This is a genomic window from Arthrobacter sulfonylureivorans (assembly GCF_022637435.1).
Taxonomy (GTDB): Bacteria; Actinomycetota; Actinomycetes; order Actinomycetales; family Micrococcaceae; genus Crystallibacter; species Crystallibacter sulfonylureivorans.
In genome coordinates this window covers 428,188-448,004 of record NZ_CP093326.1, presented here as the reverse complement: position 1 = coordinate 448,004, position 19,817 = coordinate 428,188, and the positions used below count along the sequence as shown (strand labels likewise).

Here is a 19,817-nt window from a genome sequence, read left to right as displayed (position 1 = left end):
ATGCGTCCTCCCGTACGGGACAATGGCAGGCACGGGTGGGAAAATGACCCTATGAGCATCAACGTGTCATCCCACGAACCGGCACGGGGAAACTCGCCGGACCCGACACTGCGGCTGACGTCCGTGGTTGCGGTTTCGCGGGAACTCTACGGTGCTGATGCCCCGGCCAGATACACGGTTTCGGCTGCGTTTTCCCGGCGTGTTCTTCCAGCCGAAGCGCGCCTGATACAGGGACCGGCGGCTCACGAGCGGCTCAGGGAGCAGGGTTACGGCCACATCAGCCTGGTGATCACCGATGCGCGGCTGGAGATCGTGAACACCAGCTTGGAAGAGCTGAAAGCCGGCCTGGCCTCCGTCATCGGTTCCCTGATCCGGGAAATCAGCGATCAGACACGCCGAGAGCAGGAACAACTGGATGAAGATGCGCTGTCAAAGCGCCTAGCCCATGAGGCTCGGCGGCAAGAAATCGAGACCCTGGCCCACGAAATTTCCTTCGACTAGCCCTTCCGTAGGGGCAGCATCCCCACTTCTCCGGCGGCTGCAGAAGGGGCTCTAACCGCATTGGTCCCATCTCCTGCCGTGGGTTGTTGGCTCAACGGCGTTTTCCCGGGACCTGCCGAAGAGTTGAAGCAACTGCTGCCTTGCGCTCGGCGATATGTGCCTTCCACAGTGCTCGGGACTTGCCCTTCGTACCGACCCGGTCCGGCCCGGCGTCGGTCATTGGTTGGGTCCAGATCTGGATAACCGCCCAGGTCACCGCCGCCAGCGGCACCGCCAGCAACGCGCCGATGATTCCGGCGAGGATGACACCGGCTGCCAGGGCCAGGAGGATGACGAGGCCGTGCAGGCGCAGGGACCTCCCCATCACAATCGGCTGCAGGATATGGCCGTCGAGCTGGTTGATTCCGATGACGATGGCCACGACTATCAGCGCAACAACGGGCCCGTTGGCAACTAGTGCGACCAGGGCGGCAAGTATCCCGGCCACCGCCGCCCCAACCATGGGTATGTAGGCCCCGAGGAAAACGATGACGGCCAGCGGAAGGGCCAGGGGCACCCTCAGAATGAAGAGAGCCACACCGATGACCACAGCCTCGATCAGAGCGATGATCGTCGTACCCCGCACATACTGGCCCAGCACCACAAGCGTCCTCGCTCCGGAGCTGCGCAGTCTACGCCGGCGTTCACCGTGAAAGGGCCGGAGGAAAAAGTCCCAGATCCGCCCGCCGTCTTTGAGGAAGTAGAAAAGTACAACTGCGCTGAGCAAAACACCCGTGATGACCTCCGCCGCCGTCGAAATCCCAACCAGCGCACCGGCCCCGAACTGGCTGCTAGTGGCAAATGCGGTCACGGCGTCGATGCCCCTGTCAAGCGTTTCCTGGTCCAGCGGTAGGGGCCCGGAAACGACGAACTTCTGGAGCTCCTTGAACCCGTTGACGGCGGCCGTGCCCAATTCGTTCCACTCGCTGCGGACAGCAAAGACGACGCCGGTAACTATGCCTCCGAACACGACGATGGCGGACAGCAAAGTAATCCAGGTCGCCAGTGCACCGGGAAGTCCTTTGCCGCGCAGGAAGGCGACGACCGGATTAAGCGCTGCGGCCAAGATGAGGGCCACCATGAGCGGGATCACGATGAGCTTAAGCTGTATCAGCCCGTAGATCGCAACGGACACGGCGATCAGGAGCAATATGAATTGCGCGGCACGAGTACCTGCCCGACCGAAGCCATCGGCCCACAGGCCGCGGATCTGGAAGGCGCCGCCGGTAGACGATGTTGTTGCCATAGAAACCATCCCCTCATCTCGTGCTGCACTGGTTCCTTTAGGATGCGCCTCCCAACTCGGCCCGCCAAGAACCCGTCCAGTGGGATGAACGGCTGCCCCGGAACCAGGCGGCATCTCGCAGACTGCCAGGTCCCGGCCCAAGTTTCTTTCCCCAGATCGGTTTACCTCCTTTATTCCGGGCTAGTGTGAAAGAGCCGGTGACAATGCCGGCAGTCAGCAGGGATAGCACAATGAATATGGATATCTCCAGCTCCGCACAATTCACCCAACATTTAAAGAGCGTCGGCGGCGACGCCACGGCGTTGAAGAATTTCAGCTATGTCCCCGCGGACGACGAGACGGTCGAAGATGTAGCGCTACAGCTGCGCACTGAAAATATCTCGCATGGAAGGCCTGCCGGAGATCAGTTCACGCTCCACGCCCTGGCAGAGATACTGATCAGCATCAGAGACGAGAAAGCCCCCTCGTTGCCTCCGGACCGGTCCCGGCCCGGGGAGTATCACCTGGAAATCTACCTCGCTGCCGGTTCAGGGACCCGCACCCCCGTGCCTCGGACGGACCTCAACGACGCCAAACTGTGGGCCCAGAAACGGATCGACGCCGTCGGAGCGTCCTTCGGCGCCATCTATTTTCCCACCGGCGGCAGCGACCGCCGCGGCACGGGATCTCTCGTCTCCAGATATGACCGGAACGTCGGCTGGTACGAATAACCCGCACCGTGCGGCTTCTCAAACCCTCTGCTCACAGTTCACACACTCCGGCTCAAACCCGCAGGGCAGCGTGACTTCCTATCGATTAGTGAGGTGAGCAATATGCAGAGATCTTTCGCGTCCGGCGGGGAAGGGCGCAAAGTCGACGCCTCGGTAAAGGCCTACATCATGAACACGCTGGTTGGTAAAGGCCACTTGTTGCAGATGAACAGAATCGGAGCGATCACCGCCGTCACGGCGGAGCTCAACGCAGGCGCATTTCAGACGGTCGTTTGGGATTGGCGTGCCCAGCAGGACCCGGACGTCGGGTGGATCGTTGCCGAATTTGAGACCTTGGAGTCGGCCGAGGGCTTCCACTTCGCCCTGACCGAATCGCTGTACCACGGAGAGTTCGGCAGCAGCATGCGCGACGAAGCCGCGCGGTTCCCTGCGGCGGGAACGATCCTGCCGGAGTAATCCGCACTGTGTTCAGGCGCCACTCGGACCGGCCGTGGCTATCATCGGAAGAGTTCATCAGTCTGCAGAGTGGAGTAACCCCGTGGAACTCGGCGCATTTTCGGTCAGCCTCGCCGTCAAGGACATCGCGGCTTCCGCTGCGTTCTACAAGAAGCTCGGTTTTCACGATCACGGCGGTGATACCGCGCAGAACTGGTTGATCCTGAAGAACGGCGAGACCGTCATCGGGCTTTTTCAGGGCATGTTCGAGAAGAACGCGTTGACCTTCAACCCGGGCTGGAACCAAAACGCCCAAGCGCTCGATTCATTCACGGACGCGCGTGAGCTCCAGCGGAATCTGAAGGCGGCGGGCGTGGAATTTCTGTCGGAAGCAGACGAGGCATCGACGGGTCCCGCGAGCTTCATGGTGCTGGACCCGGACGGCAACCCGATTATCGTGGACCAGCACGTTTAACAAACGTTGCACGACTACGCCCCCGGACCACAGGGTCCGGGGGCGTAGTTCGTTCAGATAGTTAGAGCGTGCGGATGTTTTCGGCCTGTAGGCCCTTGGGGCCTTGAACCACGTCGAATTCCACCCGCTGGTTTTCCTCCAGGGAGCGGTAGCCGCCGGAGGAGATGGCCGAAAAGTGCGCGAACACGTCCGGTCCATCGTCATCCTGGCTAATGAAGCCGAAACCCTTTTCTGCGTTGAACCACTTGACGGTGCCTGTTGCCATGCTGATTATCCTTCTTGGCCGCACCGCCGGCTCCCGGTCGGGAACCTATCCCCGCAGGCGTCCACCTCCAACCTAGGGGCGTCGAGCACCGGCGGCAATACCCCAGTGGACCTCGACGGAAGCAGCGCACCTTTTGAGGGTCGGCGTGAAGTGCGTCATCGCAGAGGCGGATGCAACGTTCAGCCGGCGTCGGAGCGCCTGTAGATGTTGATCAGGATCCCGGATGGCAACGCGCGGGACTCGGCCAGGCTGAGCCTGCTAAACGGGAAACCGTCGCCGAACAGCTTCTTGCCGGTGCCCAGCACCAGTGGGTAAACAACCAGTCGGTACTCATCGATCAGGTCGTGCTCGGCCAGCGTCCTGACCAGCTGGGTACTCCCCCATATGCGGATCTCGCCGCCCGGCTCGGAACGCAACTGCTTCACTGCGGCCGGCACGTCGGGGCCGAGGAGCTGCGAGTTCTTCCAGCCGAACTCGGTCAGCGTGCGCGATGCTACGTACTTGGGGATGCGGTTATATCTGCGGGTCAGTTCACCCAGCAGGCCCTCGGCATTCTCGTCCCACACTCCCCAGGAGCGGGCGAAGATCTCGTACGTCTTGCGGCCCAGCAGCAGTGCCTCGGTCCTGCTCTCCCACTCGCCTACGATGTCCCCGTCGTCGTAGCCTGCCTGCCAGCCGCCGTGCTCGAAGCCGCCTTCGCGGTCCTCATCCGGCCCGCCGCCCGCCTGGACGACGCCGTCCAGAGTGATGAACGCCTGCACCACAACCGTACTCATGCTCTCTTCTCCTGGTCTGCTCCGGGCTCTGCCCTTCCCCGAGCACAGCTTTGAGACCGAGTCGACCCCGGAATCAGCGCCCTGTCAAGGGTGCTGCCACCCACCAAAGGGCGACGTCAGTGCCCAGCTGAGCACCGACGTCGCCCTTTGGGTTGTGGTTGAGGTGGGGAACGAACCTCAGGCGTTAGCTGTCTTCGGCGGCCTTGCGGGAGCCGAGCTGCTCGTCCAGGCGCAGCAGGCCGGGGCCGTCGTCGTTGACCAGCTTGACGCGGCCGATGATCTCGCCGACGGTGGCTTCTTCTTCGAGCTGCTCTTCGACGAACCAGTTGAGCAGCGGGATCGAGTCGATGTCGCCCTCCTGCTGCGCCAGCCGGTACAGGTCGCGGATGGATTCGGAGACCTTCTTCTCGTGCGCCAGCGAGGCTTCGAACGCCTGCAGCACGGTCCCGGCGGAGACAGTGGGAGCGGTGATCGCCTGGATCTTCGGGTGCGCGCCGCGGTCCATCATGTGGTCGATGAACTTGTTGGCGTGGAGCACCTCTTCCTCGGCCTGGGCCCGGAACCATCCGGCGATGCCGGGCAGGTCGACGGCATCCATTTCAATGGCGAGCTGGCGGTAGACCACGGAGGCCTGAAGTTCCAGCGTGACCTGGTTGTTAAACGCTTCTGCAAGTTTTCCTGTGAGTCCCATGCTTCCCAGATTATGCGCCGGTTTGTATCACCGCCACCAAGGTAAGGCAAGCCAAGCTGAGGGAAGCCTGCGCTATCCGTGCGCTCAGCTACCGATGGCGTGGACCGGCACGGCGGGCTTGGCCAGGCCTTCAACAACGACGGCGTGGGGCAGCTTGGCCAGTTCCTGCGGCTTGAGCAGCCGCTTGCTGGTGCGGTTGCCGCCGCCCATCACTACGCGCTCGCGCTCCAGCACCGCTGCGTCGATGTAGATGGTGTGGCCCGAGGTGCCGATGGAGGTCACTCCGCCGATCTCCATCCCGGTTACCGCTTGGGTGGTTTCCGCATCGGCGAAGGAGGCCCGTTTGACTCCCAGCAGCTCGCGGACCGACTTGTTCACGTCCAGCCGGGTGGTTCCCAGCACCACGCAGACCGCGTATTGGGCCGGCTCCACTTTCTTGGACGTCACCAGGATGGTGTTCGCCGACTGGTCCAGCGAGAAGCCGTAGTGGTCGCAGAACGCGGCGGTGTCCGCCAGGTCCGGGTCGCATGCCAGGACCTCGTAGGAAAGGCCGTGCTCGGCGAGCGCCGCCTCAACGGCGGGCAACAGGGTGGCAGTGCTCATGACGCCTGTGTTGCCCCCGCCGTCTTGGTGACCGCGGCCAGAATGGCCTCGCCCAGTTCGGCGGGCTTGGTGAATTGCGGCCAGTGGCCGGTGGGCAGGTGGACGTATTCCACGTCCTTGATATTGACCAGTTCCACCACCTGCGGGGCACCGGCGTCGATCCAGCCTTGGAGCTGTTCCGGCGTGAACTCACAGGTGATGATGGTGGCCGGGACGTTAAACCGGCGCTCGTCGGAGAGGTGCTGCGGGTCTTGGGCGACGCCCCTCGGCTGCGGAATGGCGCGGGCGCGGAAGGCAGCCCGGAGCCCATCGTCCAGATCGGTCAGGTCTTCTTCCCCGAAGAGGCTCCAGTCCGGCAGCGGCACCTCGTCCCCGTCGGCGGGCAGCTCGTCGTTGATCACGCCGCCTTCGCCCAACGGGCCGCTGTCCACGTAGATGGCGCGAAGAATGCGGTCCGGGCGCTGGTCCACCACGCCGTGGATGATGGCTCCGCCGCCCGAATGTCCCACCAGGATCACCGGCCCGCCCAGCTCGTCCACTGCTTTCAGCGTGGCATCAATGTGGTCCCGTAGGCCGATGCCTGCCCGTGGGGCATCCACGGACTCCAGCCCGGGCAACGTCAGGGGGTAGACCCGATGTCCTGCGGCTTCCAGCGGCGGAGTCACCTCCGACCACGACGACGCGTCCAACCAGAATCCGGGTACCAAGATGATGTCCATGTCAGGTGACTCTAGTGCCCGGACCGTGGCCCGGGACACCCCTCGGGCCGAATTCAGGACAGCTTCCGTCCTAAGACTTCCGTACCGGCGGGCTGAGGCCGGGTGACGCTGCCGAGGAGCCCTAGGCTGGGTTGTGACAACATCGCTGAGCCGACCCGGAGGACCGCAGTGGGAATCATGAACGACCTGCTGGGTCCGTCCGCGGTGACGCAACTGCGCACGTCGCTGGCCGTGGCAGCCGACCAGCCTGCCTGGCCGGCCCTACGGGAAGCCGCCGACCGGCTCGAACCACTGGCCCTGCGGGCCCGGGCCGGCCTGCTGGCAGCCGCGCTGATCGACGACTTGGATGCAGGCTACGAGCGGGCCGCTTCGGTTTTCCGCACCGCTTTCGCCGATGACGGCTTCACCGGCTGGATCCTGTGGCCGGTGGGCGAGGCCGCGGTCACCCTGGCGCTCCGGGATGGAGGCCAGCGGGCGTTCGATGACGCGTTGGCCCTGCTCGCGGAACTGACTCCGCGGATGAGTAGCGAGTTTGCCATCCGGCGGCTGCTGATCCAGGACCTGGACCGGGCGCTGGGAGCCATCCGCGGCTGGACGGCACACCCGGACGAACAGGTTCGGCGGTTGGCCAGCGAAGGCACCCGGCCGTATCTGCCGTGGGCCGTCCGCGTACCCGGCATCATCGCCCGGCCGGCGGCGACGCTGCCGATCCTCGACGAGCTGTACCTGGACGGCAGCGACACCGTCCGGCGCTCGGTGGCCAACCACCTGAACGACATATCCCGGCACGCCCCGTCCGAAACGGTGGCCACCGCCGAACGCTGGAGCACGACGCCGGACGACCGCGCGGCCTGGGTAGTCCGGCACGGGCTGCGCACCCTAGTGAAGAAGGCAGATCCCGGCGCCCTCGCCACGCTGGGCTTTACCTCCGGAGCAGTGGCGGTGTCCGCTCCCCAACTGGACCAGAGCATCGTCCGCCTGCCCGGGGAACTGGGCTTCGCCGTCGAACTCCGCAATGAAGCTGCGGTGCCGGCACGCGTTGCGGTGGACTACGTGGTGCACTACGTCAAGGCCAATGGTTCGCTGGCCCCCAAGGTGTTCAAGCTGGCGGTGGCTGATCTGGCACCGGGCGAGATGCGCCGGTTCCGCACATCGCACGGCTTCCGGCAGATGACCACCCGCGTCCATTACCCGGGCCGACATTTGGTCCAAGTCCAGGCCAACGGGACGCTGTCTCCTCAGGCGGGCTTCGACGTCGTGACCTGACAGTGGCAGCCGGCGGACTGCCGAGTTCGCTGAGCGCATGATCGGGCGCTGATCGAGGTTTTCGGCAGTCGCCATTGGGTAACCTTTCTGCAACCTGTTTTTGTTATGCCAGCGGATACACCGCCTCCGGCGGATGCGACAAGTACCGATGAAGGAACGTGTCATGAACTTTGACCTGCCCCCGCCACCGCCAATGGGCACCGCGCAACGCCCCCTCCGTCCCGGATTCGCGAAACTGACGTGGCTCCCATGAGCGCCACGGTCGATCAGCAACGCAAGCTGCACATTTCGCACCACGACGCCGCGGAGATCGGGACCGTGGCCGCAGATTTGGTCGCTGGGCTCGTCGTAGACCTGCCCCGGGCCGTCATCGGACTGGCCACCGGGTCCTCGCCTCTGCCGCTGTACCAATCCTTGGCACGCCGCCGCCTGGACCTGACCGCTGTCCGCTGGTTCGCCCTGGACGAATACATCGGGCTGCCCGCCGGCCATCCCGAGAGTTACGCCGCGGTCATCGAGCGCGAAGTCATCACGCCGCTGGGCCTCGACCCCGCGACGGTCCTGCTGCCGGACGTCGGCCAGCCGGATGTGGATCAAGCGGCCACGGACTACGAGGCGGCCATCGCCTCCGCCGGCGGCATCGACCTGCAGATCCTGGGCATCGGCCACAACGGCCATCTTGCCTTCAACGAGCCCGGTTCGGCCTTGGATTCGCGCACCCGGGTGGAAGTGCTGACCCAGAGCACGCGCCAGGCCAATGCGCGCTTCTTCGACTGCCTCGACGACGTCCCCACTCGCTGCATCACCCAGGGCCTCGGCACCATCATGGCCGCCAAGCGGCTGCTGCTGCTGGTCCAGGGCCGGGATAAGGCCGAAGCGCTCAGCCGGGCCCTGACCGGCCCCGTCCACCCGGACTGCCCGGCCTCCGTGCTCCAACTGCACCCGGACGTCACCGTCCTCACCGACGTGGCGGCGGCCTCACTGCTGCCGGCCGGGGCGTCATCGGCGCGGTGAATTTCGGCCGACGGAATAGCCGCCGGCTAGCCATGTTGTGACTGGTATGCAGCTGCCGTCGATTCCCCTCTCCATCTTGGACCGTGCCAATGCCCGCGCAGGCAACTCGGCGTCTGAGGCCCTGGCCGCTACCGTCCGGCGGGCGCAGCATGCCGAGCAGCTGGGCTACCACCGGTTCTGGGTGGCCGAGCATCACGGCGTGCCCGGGATCGCCGGTTCGGCCCCGGCGGTGCTGATGGCGGCGGTGGCCGCGCAGACCGAGCGGATCCGCGTCGGCTCCGGCGGAGTGATGCTGCCCAACCACCAGCCGTTGGTGGTGGCCGAACAAGCCGCCACCCTGCAGGCGCTCTTCCCCGGCCGGATCGATCTCGGGATCGGGCGCTCCGTGGGCTTCACGCCCGCTGTCCGCTCGGCGCTGCGGCAGGACAAGGACGCCGCGGACCGCTTTGCGGAGGACCTCGCCGAGCTGCTGTCCTACCTCGGCGGCACCGCCGCCATCACTGCCCGCCCGTACGACGGCGGCGCAACGCCGCCTTTTGTGCTGGCCACCGGCAAAGGCGCGGAGATCGCTGCGAAGGCGGGCCTCGCCGTCGTTGTTGGTGGGCCGGCGTTCACCGGGCGCAAGCCGGAGTTGGCCCGCGGCGTGCTGGAGCGCTACCGGAAGAACTTCCGGCCCTCCGCTTATTACGCGGAGCCGTACGTGATCGCGTCGGCGAACGTGGCGGTGGCCGCATCAGCCGAAGCGGCGCGGGACTTGCTGCTGCCCGAGGCGTGGGCGATGGCGCAATCACGCACCCGCGGCGAGTTCCCGCCGCTCGAACCGGTGGACTCCATTCGGGCCTTGCCGGTGACGGAGCGGCAGCAGGCGCTCGTATCCGAGACCCTCGCGGCTGCAGTGCACGGGACCGCAGACCAGGTGGCCGAGCGGCTCGGCCGGCTGCTCGAGGCCACCGGCGCCGACGAACTCATGGTCACCACCAACACCTTCGACACCGCCGCCCTCGCCGACACCGATCGTCGGCTGGCCGGCCTCTTCGGGCTGCCCGGCAAGACGCGCTGAGCGGGCATCAGCGGGCCTTCCGCGGGACGGCGCCCCGCACTAGTCTGAGACCGTTCGGTGGACCATGGTTGAGGGCGGCGCGCATGCGGGTGCTGATCGTCGGGGCAGGGATTGCGGGTCCCACGCTGGCCTACTGGCTGCGGCGGGCGGGACACGAGCCGGTGCTCGTTGAGCACGCTCCCCGGCTGCGTCAAGGCGGCTACCTAGTGGACTTCTGGGGATCCGGGTTCGATGTGGCCGAACGGATGGGCATTGTCCCCCGGCTGATGGCCAAGGGCTATCGGGTCCGAGAGCTGCGTGAAGTGTCCGCCACCGGCCGGCAGATCGCTCATCTGGATCCGCGCAACGTCATCGGCGGGGTCGGCGACCGGTATGTCAGCATCGGCCGCTCCGATCTGGGGGCTGTGCTCTTCGAAGCGCTGAACGGCGAGGTCGAAACGATCTTCGGCGACACTGTCCAGGCGCTCGACGACGACGGCGGGCGCGTGCGCGTCGAGTTTGCCCACGGCGCTCCGCGGGAGTTTGACCTCGTTGTCGGGGCCGACGGCCTGCACTCCCGGGTCCGGTCGCTGACCTTCGGGCCCGGGGAGGAGTTCGAGCGCTACCTCGGCATCACGGTGGCCGCCTTCGACGTGGAAGGCTACGGTCCGCGTGACGAGTTGGTCGCAGTGACGCATACCGAGGTGGGCGTGCAGGCGCTCCGCTTCTCGCTGCGCGACGGTGCGACTATGTTCTGCTTTACCTTTCGCTATGACGGGGACGTGCCGGTGGAGGATGTGGCAGCCCAGCAGGAGTTGCTCCGTTCGCGTCTGCGCGGCGTAGGCTGGGAAGTTCCGGAGATGCTGCGGCGGATGCCCGAGGCCCGGACCTTCTACCTTGATCGGGCAAGCCAGATCCGGATGCCGGCGTGGTCGCGCGGCAGGGTGGCGCTTACCGGCGACGCCGCCGCGTGCCCGTCGTTTTTGGCCGGTCAGGGCTCCGCGCTCGCCATGGTGGAGGCCTACGTCCTGGCGGCCGAACTGCAACTCTCTGGCGGGGAGCATTCCACAGCGTTCGCTTCGTACGAGCGCCAGTTGGCGTCGCTGGTGCGCGTGAAGCAGGATGCGGCGATCGGGCTCGGCGCAGCGTTCGCACCACGCAACCGCGGGCAACTGCTGTTGCGCAACACCGTGCTGGGCCTGATGGGAATCCCGCTGGTCGCCAAGCTCGCGATGGGACGGAGCCTGCGCGATCCGATCGAGCTTCCTCCGCCGCCGAGAGATTGAGACCCCGTGTTGCGCCGTGGATCCGCATTTGGCCGCTAGAATCCGATTGCGGTGAGTCGTAGCCTGCCCAGTCCGGATGCCTCTACGCACCTTTCCTCGTCAGCATCCGGAAGAAGAGGCTATGTTCGCACGTCTGATCGTCGCCCTTGCATCGGCCGCCGCCGCGGTTGGCCTCATGGTCTTCGCCGGACAGCCGGCCGCCGCTGCGGAACCCGTGACGATTCCCGCCGCCCCAGCCTATGAGGCGCCCGTCCTCTACGGATCCTCCTTGGACAGCTATCGCTGGGAGCCGTCCAAGAAGTTCACGGTCTGGCATGATCCATGGGCGTCCACGTACCGGATTGCCCTGCAGTTGAAGAGCGGAACGAGCTGGAAGACGGTCGGCTCCAAGGCGCCGGGCAAGCAAGGCAAGACGACGCTCGGCTACAAGATGGCCAAAGAGGGCACCGTCCACATGCGCATCGCAGCTACCGAGGGCGGCAGGACGCTCGCCTCAAGCCCGGCCCAGAAGGTCACCTGGAAGCGTGACCGGTCCGACATCCACCACCGCTACTCGAACTACACAAAGCCGTTCGCGGAGGCCGAAGGCAAGGTGGCCGCGGGCGATCAAGCCCGGCACGGCGTCTACGTCTGGACCGGCAGATCTGCCCGCATCGGTGCCCTGCAAATGCACAAGAACGGTCAATGGGTCACGGTGCAGAAGCTCGTCTGGAAGAAGAAGAGCAGCGGCACGCCGCCCTTGGCAATTGCGAAGACACCCAAGACGCAGTCCAACGTCACCCGGAAATACCGAATTGTCGTGAACGCCTCGGCGTATGAAAAAGGATGGACTTCCAAGACCGGCACCGTCCGTCACGAGAACCCACGGAGCTACACCGGGTACCGCAAGCTTTCCTATGACTACATGAAGAAGTACTGCCCCAACCAGATCATCACCGTGAAGAAGGGAGGGTCAGCAAGCACCGCCCACTCCGGCTCGCTTCGGATTGAAATGGCACCGGGATACCAGGGCAGCCAGCACAAGGCGATCGCGCTGCACGAGTGCGCCCATATCATCACCTTCCGCCTCTACGGCAACGGCTTGGAGGCGATGGACAGCCGGTTGAACAAGATCTTCAAGTCCAGCAACGGGGTCGAGATGGTGGCCGACTGTATGGCCTACCGCATGGGTGCCGACCCGAAGGCAGCGGTCAACTGGTACACGCAAGACTGCAAGGGATCCCGCGGAACGGCTGCAAAAAACATCTTGGCCGGCAAGAAACCCTGACCGGGAGGCCGATGGCCGTAGGGCGGCCAGCGCGGCCCTGAGGCTCAGCGCGACCGTGGCTGCTCCATACGGACGCCGTGAGGAAGTGCGCTCGGAGTGGTGATAATCGCCTGGTCCTGGATCTCGGCGGTTCCGTCGCTCTCACGCCCGACTCCACGGGCGGCTGGCTGCCCTGCGCTGCGCCCAAGGCGGGGTCAAGCCTCCCACGGCGATAGGCCGCGTTAGCCGGCCAACGAGGACGGGCAGCCTGACGCCGTCCGGCGGGATAGCCGGGTTCCACCCGGACCTCATTTCTGTGGCTGCCGCCGGGTGTTCCGGTCGACGAGTGCATGGGGCTCGACGGTGCAAGGAGCAGGGTGACACAGATAGGGCGGCCTTGTCCGCATCGTTAAGCACGTCGGACCCTAAATTCACCTAAATTTCCTCTTCGTTTGCGAGTGCCCGAGCCCTGATGTAACGGTTAAACCGCAACATTCCCACAAAGAATTGGAGCAAAAAATGACGTTTCGAATTGCCAAGACCGGCCGTCTCGCAGCAGCTGTAGTTACCGCAGGAGTGGTGACCACTGCAGGAGCAGGAATCGCCTCGGCCGCCGAGGACCCGACCGTTGCGGAAGCAGGGGTCACGTCGTCCGTCAACGAAACGCAAGACTCGTTGGTGTCCATCACCGCCGAGAACGTGTACATCTCGCCAAATCTGATTGTCGCCAATCAGCTCGCACCGGTTGAAGAAGCACCCGCCGAGGACGCGCTCGAAGCGCCGGTTGAGGATGCACCGATGGAAGAGCTGCCCGTGACACCGGTTGATGAGGCTCCCGTCGACGAAGCACCGGCTGAAGAGGCACCCGCCAACGAAGCACCGGCTGAAGAGGCACCCGCCAACGAAGCACCGGCTGAAGAGGCACCCGCCAACGAAGCACCGGCTGAAGAGGCACCCGCCAACGAAGCACCGGCTGAAGAGGCACCCGCCAACGAAGCACCGGCTGAAGAGGCACCCGCCAACGAAGCACCGGCTGAAGAGGCACCCGCCAACGAAGCACCGGCTGAAGAGGCACCCGCCAACGAAGCACCGGCTGAAGAGGCACCCGCATTTGGTTGGAAGGCCGTCAAGGCCGAAGCAGATGCTGCTTGGAAGGCCGCTAAGGCCCAGGGCCAAGCTGACTGGAAGGAAATCAAGGCCGAAGGCAAGGCTGATTGGAAGGCCGCCAAGGCCGCCGAAAAGGTTGGCCTACAGGGCAACTGACCCCTCGGTTTTGCCTGTTAGGGGCGGCCTCCCATCCGGGAGGCCGCCCCTTCCGTGGAAGGGGATGGATAGAGCCCCTACTCCTGCGCAGCTGGGCCGCTCCTCAGATAAACACTTCGTGTTTCCAGCTCAACTTCGATATCAACAACTTCATCAGGACTCGCAGCCGACCCCGTCGCCGTCGCGGTCGAACTTGGTGTCCCAGCCCGGATCACCGGCCCTGATGGGTGCAGCGCCGGCGTCCTTTACGGCGGTGCAGTTTTGGTAGAAGACTTTGCCGCCGGCCGGGGCCCGTGCGGGACCCTCCTTGACCGGGGCAGGCTTGGGCTTTAGTGTCGGGGCCGGAGCTACGGAGACCGGCACAACCGCTCCCCCGCCGGCCGGGACGGGCTGGTCCGGGCACGAGGTGCTGAGGACGTTCTTGATCGCCTCCCGCTCCGCCTTGGTCATCCACAGCCCGTACTTGGCTTTCACCGCGGTCTGCAATGCCACATACTCGCAACGGAACGACTTGTTCGGCGGCAGCCAGGTGGCCGCGTCGCTATCGGACTTGGCCCCGTTAGTAGGGCCGTCGACGGCCAACAGGTTCAACGGGTCGTTGGCAAACGCTTCACGCTGGTTCGGGGCCAACTGCTGCGCGCCCTTCTGCCATCCGTCCGAGAGGGCGACGACGTGGTCGATCTGCACAGCGCCGCTGGTGGTGTTTCCGCGGACGAAGTCGATGGTCGCCGCAGTGAACGGATCGGCCAGCACCCCGGAGGTCACCACGCAGCCGCCTGCCTTGAGCACAGCGTGGTCCAGATCGCGTTGAAGGACGTCGTTGCGCGCGTCGCAGCCGTTGCGGTCTGGATCCTTCCAGCCCCTGCCGAACTGTTCCCGGGAGTACCCAGTCTTCGGCGCCCGGCCCTTCACCTCAATGGTGGCCAGCTGCTCCAGCGCCGTGCCGGCAGCGGGTCCCTGTTCAGCTTTGGGCTCAGGCGCCTCGGACTTCTTTTGGACACTGGGCTCCGGCGTCACCGGCGAAGCGGTTCCAGACGATGATTCGGTGACAACGGGGGCTTCAAGGACCGGGGTGCTGCAGGCAGTCAGTCCGGTCAGCAGCACGGCGGCGAAGGCAAGGCGAAGGCGTTTCATATCCCTTCATGTGTACGGCAAGTCCATGCCCAGGTGCTGGCGGACACACCGTTGTGCCGCCCACATAACAGCACCCTCGGCCCCTGCTGCCCTGCAGTTAAGCGCGGCGTCGCTCGTGGGCACCTACTTATTGGCGAAATCATCCGCGGCATGTGTGCGGAGCTAGTGCGCGATCCTCACCTTGCCGGCACCGTTTACGCTTTCAGCCGTCGAGCTCTCCGATGCGCGTTAGGGATTATTTTCCTGTGGGGGGCTCGTCAGAATCGGCTGTGGATGAGGGCCGATACCAGAGGAACAGCAGCACGCCGACAAACGAGGAGGACGAGTGCGCCCAAGTTTTGCCATACGAATCCTTCAATGCGCACGTTGCGGCTGAGCTGCAGGACGAGGCCGAGCGCCAGAAAGAACCAGCCGCCTTGGATGAACCTGCCCATGTCGAGCCCTCTCGCTAACTGCAGGAACTAATGAGTTCGTTAACGCCGCCCCGGCCCGCAGCGACAACGCTCCGGGTCCGCAGAGGCTATGAGCCGAGTTTCAGACCGTTCCAGCCGCCGAGCCCAACGGTGACGCGCTTCTGGATCTTCTTTGAGGAGACCGGGTAGAAGTGCAGGTTGCCCTTCTTGTCGCGGGCCAGGATGCCAGGCTGGCCGGTTGCCAGGTGCCCTTCGGCCGCGGACAGGTGCGTCATGGCCCTCCAGCTTGAACCGCCGACCACCTTGCGGGTCTCTTTGATGAGTTGGCCCTTGCCGTTGGAGCGGTAGAGCTTCAGCTGCCCGGCAGTATCGCGGGCGACCAGATCCATTTTAGTGTTGCCGTCGAAGTCCATGGCCATCACCTGGAGGCTCTTCCAGTTGCCCGAGCTGAGCAGTTTCCGCGGCCCGGGTTTTGCTCCGTCCTTGTTTGCGTACGAGTACAGCTTGCCGTCGCGGTTCTTGGCAATGATGCTGGGGAATTTGTCGGCGGTCTTCCATTGGGTAACGAGGATGGTGTTGCGCTGCCAGCCGCTCGTGCCCAGCGTGGAGCGTTTGAAGCCGCCGTTCTTCAGCCCGTAGTCGACGGTGAGCCGGCCGTCCTTCCAGTTGGCAATCAGGTCTTGGACGCCGTCGGCGTTCCAGTCGGCGATCTCCACGGTCAGGGATGTTCCCCAGCCGGCGGAAACGTAACGGCGTTTGTCCAAATCCCTGCCCCTGGCGGACGGGTAGATGTAAAGCTTGCCGGCGGAGTCCACGGCTACGACGTCGCCTGATTTGGCCTTGGGCGGGGCGATGGCGGCCGGCATGGCTTTCAGGTCGTTGGCCAGCAGCTTCGGCATGTCGTAGGTGTAATGAGTAACGCCCGGCAGGACGGTCATCTTCGTGCTGGTGAACCCGAGGGCCTTGTATTTTTTCTCCGCGCGCTTGGCGGTGCCCAGGGCAGACCAGGTCTTCAAGCTGGTGCCGCCCTTGCCGTCGCGACTGCCGCTAATCCAATGCAGCTTCATTTTCCTTACGGCCGCAGTAGGTGCGGTCTGCATCCCGTCGTAGCCGCCGCCGCCAACGATGGTGGCCCCGCCGCCCTTGATCCATTCCTGGCGGTCCGCGAGGAGTTCGTAGGTGATGAACTCGGCGCCGCCAGAGTAGCCGTGGAGCCAGATGCGGCGGGGGTCGAGCTTGTATTTGGCGATCAAGCTCGTCGCCAACGAGCGAAACCATTCCCCATTTCGGTCGGCGTCCTCCCACCAGGTGATGCCGCCCTTTTTGTCCGGGGTGATGACCGGGACCATGATCATGTTCTTCTTGGCAGCCTCGGCCGCCATCTTCTTCATGACGGAGCCCTTGGTGTGGTGGACGTAGGACTGTTTCGGCTGGGAGTAGTCGCCGTGGAAGACGAACAGGACGCCCACGGGCTTCTTCGTATCGATGCCGTTGGCGTAGACGTGGTAGTTGCTGCTGAGTCCGTTGGGCGCGGTATAGGTCTGATAGGTCGCACTGTACGGTGCCGCGGCCTGGGCCGGGATGCTGACAACCAGTGCTGACGCGAGCAGGGACGATCCTAGGGCCGCTCCGAGGAGTGCGCGAATGAGTGACTTCATCAAACTGGATCCGTTCGTAGTACTGCCGACTGCGGGAATGCGGGGCACGGGTGTCAAGGGATGCAATCGGACGACAGGGCGCACGCGTAAGCGAATCTCCGGAAAACCTCACAGGTCCCCGCGGGTGGGCCGCCTTGGCTGGGTGAGTCAGGGCCCAAGTGGCGAAGCGGCAGGACTCCCTCATGCCAAGAGCCGGCAGTGATGGCGGGTCTTAATGTCAAGACAGCAAAAGGCCCCCACTTCCCTTTGTTTAGAAGGAAGTAGGGGCCTTCGATGTGTGGAGCTTAGGGGAATCGAACCCCTGACCTTTTCATTGCGAACGAAACGCTCTACCAACTGAGCTAAAGCCCCGTGCCACTGCGTTCGATCATAAGTCTGCGGCGCGCCGATCGCCAAGCTGAAAGGATGCAGTGTTGCGCGCCAGACACGCTGCCGTGGCGCCCGGCACAACCAATGCCCCGCCCCAGTTCACCCATTCTTGTAACGAATGTGCAGCGTTCACTGGCGTCCGCGCAGGCAAGTCGAACCCGCGCCATAAACTCTGGCCATGGACAATAAAGTTCTCAAGGCCGTCTACACGGTCTTCTTGGGGGTCATCATCGCGCTCTTCGTGGGGCTGGGCATCCGCACGTTCTATGCTCCACCGGAAGCGCCACAGTTTCCGGTGGAGACGATCTTCGAGAAGACCAACCCGACGGATAAGGAGCTAGCGGAGCAGCGCGAGATCCAGATGCAGCAAGAAGCAGCTTTCCGCGAGTACGACGAAGCATCTGAGATCTACAACCGCAATGTCACCATTTCGGCACTCATCAGCTCGGTTGCCCTGCTCGGCCTGAGCCTGGTGGTGGAGAAGCGCAACCGGGTGTTGGCCAATGGCGTCATGCTCGGCAGCCTGTTCACCCTGATTTACAGCATCATGCGGAGCTTCATGTCCGGGAGCACCACGCTCTCGTTCATCGTGGTGACCGTGGGCCTGGCCGTGGTGCTTTTCCTCGGTTACAAGCGGTTCTTCCAACCACGCGAGAAGCCGAACACTCCCCCGCTCAACGGCAACACTCCGGCGAATGCCGCCTGAGTCAGCGCAGTAAATCCAGCAGCGCCCCCTGACCCCACAAACAGCGAGACCCCTGGCGATCCGGAATCCGGACTGGCAGGGGTCTTCGGCTGTGTGAACAACAAGGTCCGGGCTTCGCGGGCCCGCAGACACTGTCCCTGCGTCGTGAGCTTGGACGGTGTACCTCAGCGGGCTACGGCTTGTGGCTTCGCCCGATCTGATAGCCATTCCAGCAGCATGGCTACAATCCGCGCAAGAGGCAGGCTTATACTTGATCAGAGTGTTCAAGTACCCGGCGAGCTATCGGCAGGAAGTGGTCAAATTGCAGCAACTGGACGCCTCCGACCGGAGGATCCTGCTGGCGCTGGACGAGGACCCGCGGGTCCCGGTGATGATGTTGGCGCAGCGGCTCGGCCTGGCGCGAGGCACCGTCCACTCCAGGCTGGAACGTCTCGCCGCCTCGGGCTGTCTGCGCACCCACTCGGCCCGGGTGCTTCCGCAGGCTTTGGACCGCGGGGTGATGGCGATGGTGAGCGCCGAACTGGACCAGAGCAAGCTCAACGATGCGGTGGAAGCGCTGCGGAAGATCCCCGAAGTGCTCGAATGCCATGCCCCGGCCGGCGATACCGACCTGCTGATCCGTGTGGTGGCACATAGCCCGGACGACCTGTACCGGGTGAGCGAGGAGATCCGGTTCTGCCCCGGCATCACACGCACGTCCACGCAGATGTTCCTGCGTGAAGTCATCCCCTACCGGACCACCGGGCTGCTCAAGCAGGACTGATTTCTAGACGAACTGCACCAGCACGCCGACCACCCAGACGGCCCCGGCCGCGAACGCACAGCCCAACTCCACCAGCATGCCGAGGCCCACGGCCTTGAGCGCTGCCCAACTGGCCCCGACTGCCTGGCCGAAGTGCCGCCGTCGGGCGTATTCGCTGAGCAGCAGGCCTGCCGCAAACCCAATGAACAGCCCCACCACGGGAATCACGAACATTCCGACGACGCCCGTCAGCACGGCAACCAGGATGGACCAGTTGGGCACCTGCCGCTGCTTCAGCCGCCGGCCGGTTAGCACCAGACTGGCCAGCATGCCGGCGGCCACGAACACCATGCCGATGGCGAAGACCACCCAGCCCACCATGTTCTGCAGGGCAATGGCCCATACCAGCAGGCTGATGCCAATGGTGATGGTGCCGGGCAAAACGGGCACGACGATGCCGGCAATTCCAACGGCGATGAGCAGACCGCAGACGACGGTCGCAAGAATCTGGGCTTCCACCCACAACACACTAATAGGGATGCCCCGGCTTTCCGCGGTCGGCCGACGGTCGGCGCCGCTGAGACGGTCGCAAGGCGAGCGGGAAACGTGACGCGTGGACTGCCGCCAAGGACGCCAGCTGCAGCCCCTGCGCGCCGGGGTCTTGACGGCACGGCACGGCGAGGTTGTAGACTGCGCCCACGTTCTGGAAGGGCTCTAGGCTATCCGGTTCGCCGGTGCCGGGAAATCGGAGGTGGGTGCCATGAACTTTGGGGAATCGTTTTGGGACACGATCTGGTGGTTCTTTTGGGCGTTCGCTTTCATCGCCTACCTCTTCGTGCTGTTCGGAATCATCACTGACCTGTTCCGTGACAGGTCGCTGAACGGGTGGCTGAAGGCAGTATGGCTGATCTTCCTTCTTTTCCTGCCCTTCCTGACTTCGCTGATCTATCTGATAGCTCGCGGCAGGGGAATGGCCGAGCGCAGCCACGCAGCGTCGCAAGCGATGCGCATGGATACCGAGTCGTACATCCGCGGAGTGGCTGGCGCGAGTCCGAGTGAGGAGATAGCCAAAGCCAAGGAGCTGCTGGACTCCGGCGCGATCAACCAGCAAGAGTTCGAACACGTCAAGGCGCGGGCCCTCCGGTTAGAGCAACCAAGCTCACCGGGCGCAACACCGGGCGGCGCAACACCAACGAATCCTGGTGCTGACTGGTAACTCGG

At 64.4% G+C, this 19,817-nt stretch carries 22 protein-coding genes and 1 tRNA gene; 13 read left to right on the top strand and 10 right to left on the bottom strand.

The features are described from left to right. Positions 1–51 precede the first annotated feature (51 nt). Positions 52–501, top strand: a complete 450-nt coding sequence (locus tag MNQ99_RS02205) for a hypothetical protein (protein WP_241914275.1) — start codon at positions 52–54, stop codon at positions 499–501. 91 nt (positions 502–592) lie between these two features. Here the strand turns inward: MNQ99_RS02205 and MNQ99_RS02200 are convergent, their stop codons facing one another. Continuing rightward, a complete protein-coding gene (locus MNQ99_RS02200; protein ID WP_241914274.1) occupies positions 593–1,786 on the bottom strand; it encodes an AI-2E family transporter in 1,194 nt (397 codons plus the stop codon). A gap of 230 nt (positions 1,787–2,016) precedes the next feature. Between MNQ99_RS02200 and MNQ99_RS02195 the strand changes: the two genes are divergently transcribed. The 3 genes from MNQ99_RS02195 to MNQ99_RS02185 all read left to right on the top strand — a co-directional run bounded on the left by MNQ99_RS02195 (position 2,017) and on the right by MNQ99_RS02185 (position 3,406). Continuing rightward, positions 2,017–2,496 (top strand): hypothetical protein, encoded by a 480-nt coding sequence (locus MNQ99_RS02195; RefSeq protein WP_127512276.1) that lies wholly within the window; start codon positions 2,017–2,019, stop codon positions 2,494–2,496. A gap of 102 nt (positions 2,497–2,598) precedes the next feature. Then, entirely contained in the window at positions 2,599–2,952 is a 354-nt protein-coding gene (locus MNQ99_RS02190; RefSeq protein ID WP_241914273.1) for a hypothetical protein, read from the top strand. A gap of 82 nt (positions 2,953–3,034) precedes the next feature. Next, entirely contained in the window at positions 3,035–3,406 is a 372-nt protein-coding gene (locus tag MNQ99_RS02185) for a VOC family protein (RefSeq protein ID WP_241914272.1), read from the top strand. Between the two features lie 61 nt (positions 3,407–3,467). On the opposite strand, the gene MNQ99_RS02180 is transcribed toward MNQ99_RS02185, so the two are convergent. From MNQ99_RS02180 to MNQ99_RS02160, 5 genes are all read right to left on the bottom strand, one after another. After that, positions 3,468–3,671, bottom strand: coding sequence for a cold-shock protein (locus tag MNQ99_RS02180; RefSeq protein WP_127512273.1), 204 nt, complete (start codon positions 3,669–3,671; stop codon positions 3,468–3,470). A gap of 179 nt (positions 3,672–3,850) precedes the next feature. Continuing rightward, the gene (locus MNQ99_RS02175; protein ID WP_241914271.1) at positions 3,851–4,447 is read right to left on the bottom strand and encodes a dihydrofolate reductase family protein; all 597 of its coding nucleotides are present in this window, start codon (positions 4,445–4,447) and stop codon (positions 3,851–3,853) included. A gap of 184 nt (positions 4,448–4,631) precedes the next feature. Then, positions 4,632–5,138: a ferritin gene (locus MNQ99_RS02170; protein ID WP_241914270.1), complete on the bottom strand. Its 507-nt coding sequence runs from the start codon at positions 5,136–5,138 to the stop codon at positions 4,632–4,634. Positions 5,139–5,222: 84 nt separating this feature from the next. Continuing rightward, complete coding sequence (locus tag MNQ99_RS02165) at positions 5,223–5,741, bottom strand: YbaK/EbsC family protein (RefSeq protein WP_241914269.1); 519 nt, start codon at positions 5,739–5,741, stop codon at positions 5,223–5,225. Then, the gene (locus MNQ99_RS02160) at positions 5,738–6,460 is read right to left on the bottom strand and encodes an alpha/beta fold hydrolase (protein WP_241914268.1); all 723 of its coding nucleotides are present in this window, start codon (positions 6,458–6,460) and stop codon (positions 5,738–5,740) included. The genes MNQ99_RS02165 and MNQ99_RS02160 overlap by 4 nt, the downstream gene beginning before the upstream one ends. A gap of 177 nt (positions 6,461–6,637) precedes the next feature. On the opposite strand from MNQ99_RS02160, the gene MNQ99_RS02155 reads away from it, so the two are divergent. The 6 genes from MNQ99_RS02155 to MNQ99_RS19000 all read left to right on the top strand — a co-directional run bounded on the left by MNQ99_RS02155 (position 6,638) and on the right by MNQ99_RS19000 (position 13,574). Next, positions 6,638–7,726, top strand: coding sequence for a DNA alkylation repair protein (locus tag MNQ99_RS02155; RefSeq protein WP_241915239.1), 1,089 nt, complete (start codon positions 6,638–6,640; stop codon positions 7,724–7,726). A 249-nt stretch (positions 7,727–7,975) separates the two neighbouring features. After that, complete coding sequence (locus MNQ99_RS02150; RefSeq protein ID WP_241914267.1) at positions 7,976–8,740, top strand: glucosamine-6-phosphate deaminase; 765 nt, start codon at positions 7,976–7,978, stop codon at positions 8,738–8,740. 46 nt (positions 8,741–8,786) lie between these two features. Then, positions 8,787–9,800, top strand: a complete 1,014-nt coding sequence (locus tag MNQ99_RS02145; RefSeq protein WP_127512266.1) for an MsnO8 family LLM class oxidoreductase — start codon at positions 8,787–8,789, stop codon at positions 9,798–9,800. Positions 9,801–9,883: 83 nt separating this feature from the next. After that, complete coding sequence (locus MNQ99_RS02140; RefSeq protein WP_241914266.1) at positions 9,884–11,065, top strand: FAD-binding domain; 1,182 nt, start codon at positions 9,884–9,886, stop codon at positions 11,063–11,065. A 121-nt stretch (positions 11,066–11,186) separates the two neighbouring features. Beyond that, a complete protein-coding gene (locus MNQ99_RS02135; RefSeq protein WP_241914265.1) occupies positions 11,187–12,332 on the top strand; it encodes a hypothetical protein in 1,146 nt (381 codons plus the stop codon). A 498-nt stretch (positions 12,333–12,830) separates the two neighbouring features. Then, positions 12,831–13,574 (top strand): hypothetical protein, encoded by a 744-nt coding sequence (locus MNQ99_RS19000; RefSeq protein ID WP_277883585.1) that lies wholly within the window; start codon positions 12,831–12,833, stop codon positions 13,572–13,574. A gap of 153 nt (positions 13,575–13,727) precedes the next feature. Here MNQ99_RS19000 and MNQ99_RS02125 read toward each other — a convergent pair whose 3' ends face one another. The 3 genes from MNQ99_RS02125 to MNQ99_RS02115 form a co-directional block, all read right to left on the bottom strand. Continuing rightward, positions 13,728–14,708 carry a GmrSD restriction endonuclease domain-containing protein gene (locus MNQ99_RS02125; protein ID WP_241914264.1) on the bottom strand — a complete coding sequence of 327 codons (981 nt, stop codon included), beginning with the start codon at positions 14,706–14,708 and terminating at the stop codon, positions 13,728–13,730. 520 nt (positions 14,709–15,228) lie between these two features. After that, positions 15,229–16,779, bottom strand: coding sequence for a hypothetical protein (locus MNQ99_RS02120; protein WP_241914263.1), 1,551 nt, complete (start codon positions 16,777–16,779; stop codon positions 15,229–15,231). A gap of 278 nt (positions 16,780–17,057) precedes the next feature. Continuing rightward, positions 17,058–17,130: transfer RNA gene (locus MNQ99_RS02115), tRNA-Ala, on the bottom strand. Between the two features lie 196 nt (positions 17,131–17,326). Here MNQ99_RS02115 and MNQ99_RS02110 point away from each other — a divergent pair. Continuing rightward, positions 17,327–17,854 (top strand): hypothetical protein, encoded by a 528-nt coding sequence (locus tag MNQ99_RS02110; RefSeq protein WP_241914262.1) that lies wholly within the window; start codon positions 17,327–17,329, stop codon positions 17,852–17,854. A gap of 301 nt (positions 17,855–18,155) precedes the next feature. Then, complete coding sequence (locus tag MNQ99_RS02105) at positions 18,156–18,617, top strand: Lrp/AsnC family transcriptional regulator (protein WP_241915238.1); 462 nt, start codon at positions 18,156–18,158, stop codon at positions 18,615–18,617. 3 nt (positions 18,618–18,620) lie between these two features. Here the strand turns inward: MNQ99_RS02105 and MNQ99_RS02100 are convergent, their stop codons facing one another. Then, the gene (locus MNQ99_RS02100) at positions 18,621–19,115 is read right to left on the bottom strand and encodes a DUF456 domain-containing protein (protein ID WP_127512260.1); all 495 of its coding nucleotides are present in this window, start codon (positions 19,113–19,115) and stop codon (positions 18,621–18,623) included. A 241-nt stretch (positions 19,116–19,356) separates the two neighbouring features. Here MNQ99_RS02100 and MNQ99_RS02095 point away from each other — a divergent pair, with 241 nt between their 5' ends. Continuing rightward, the gene (locus tag MNQ99_RS02095) at positions 19,357–19,812 is read left to right on the top strand and encodes an SHOCT domain-containing protein (RefSeq protein WP_127512259.1); all 456 of its coding nucleotides are present in this window, start codon (positions 19,357–19,359) and stop codon (positions 19,810–19,812) included. Positions 19,813–19,817 lie beyond the last annotated feature (5 nt).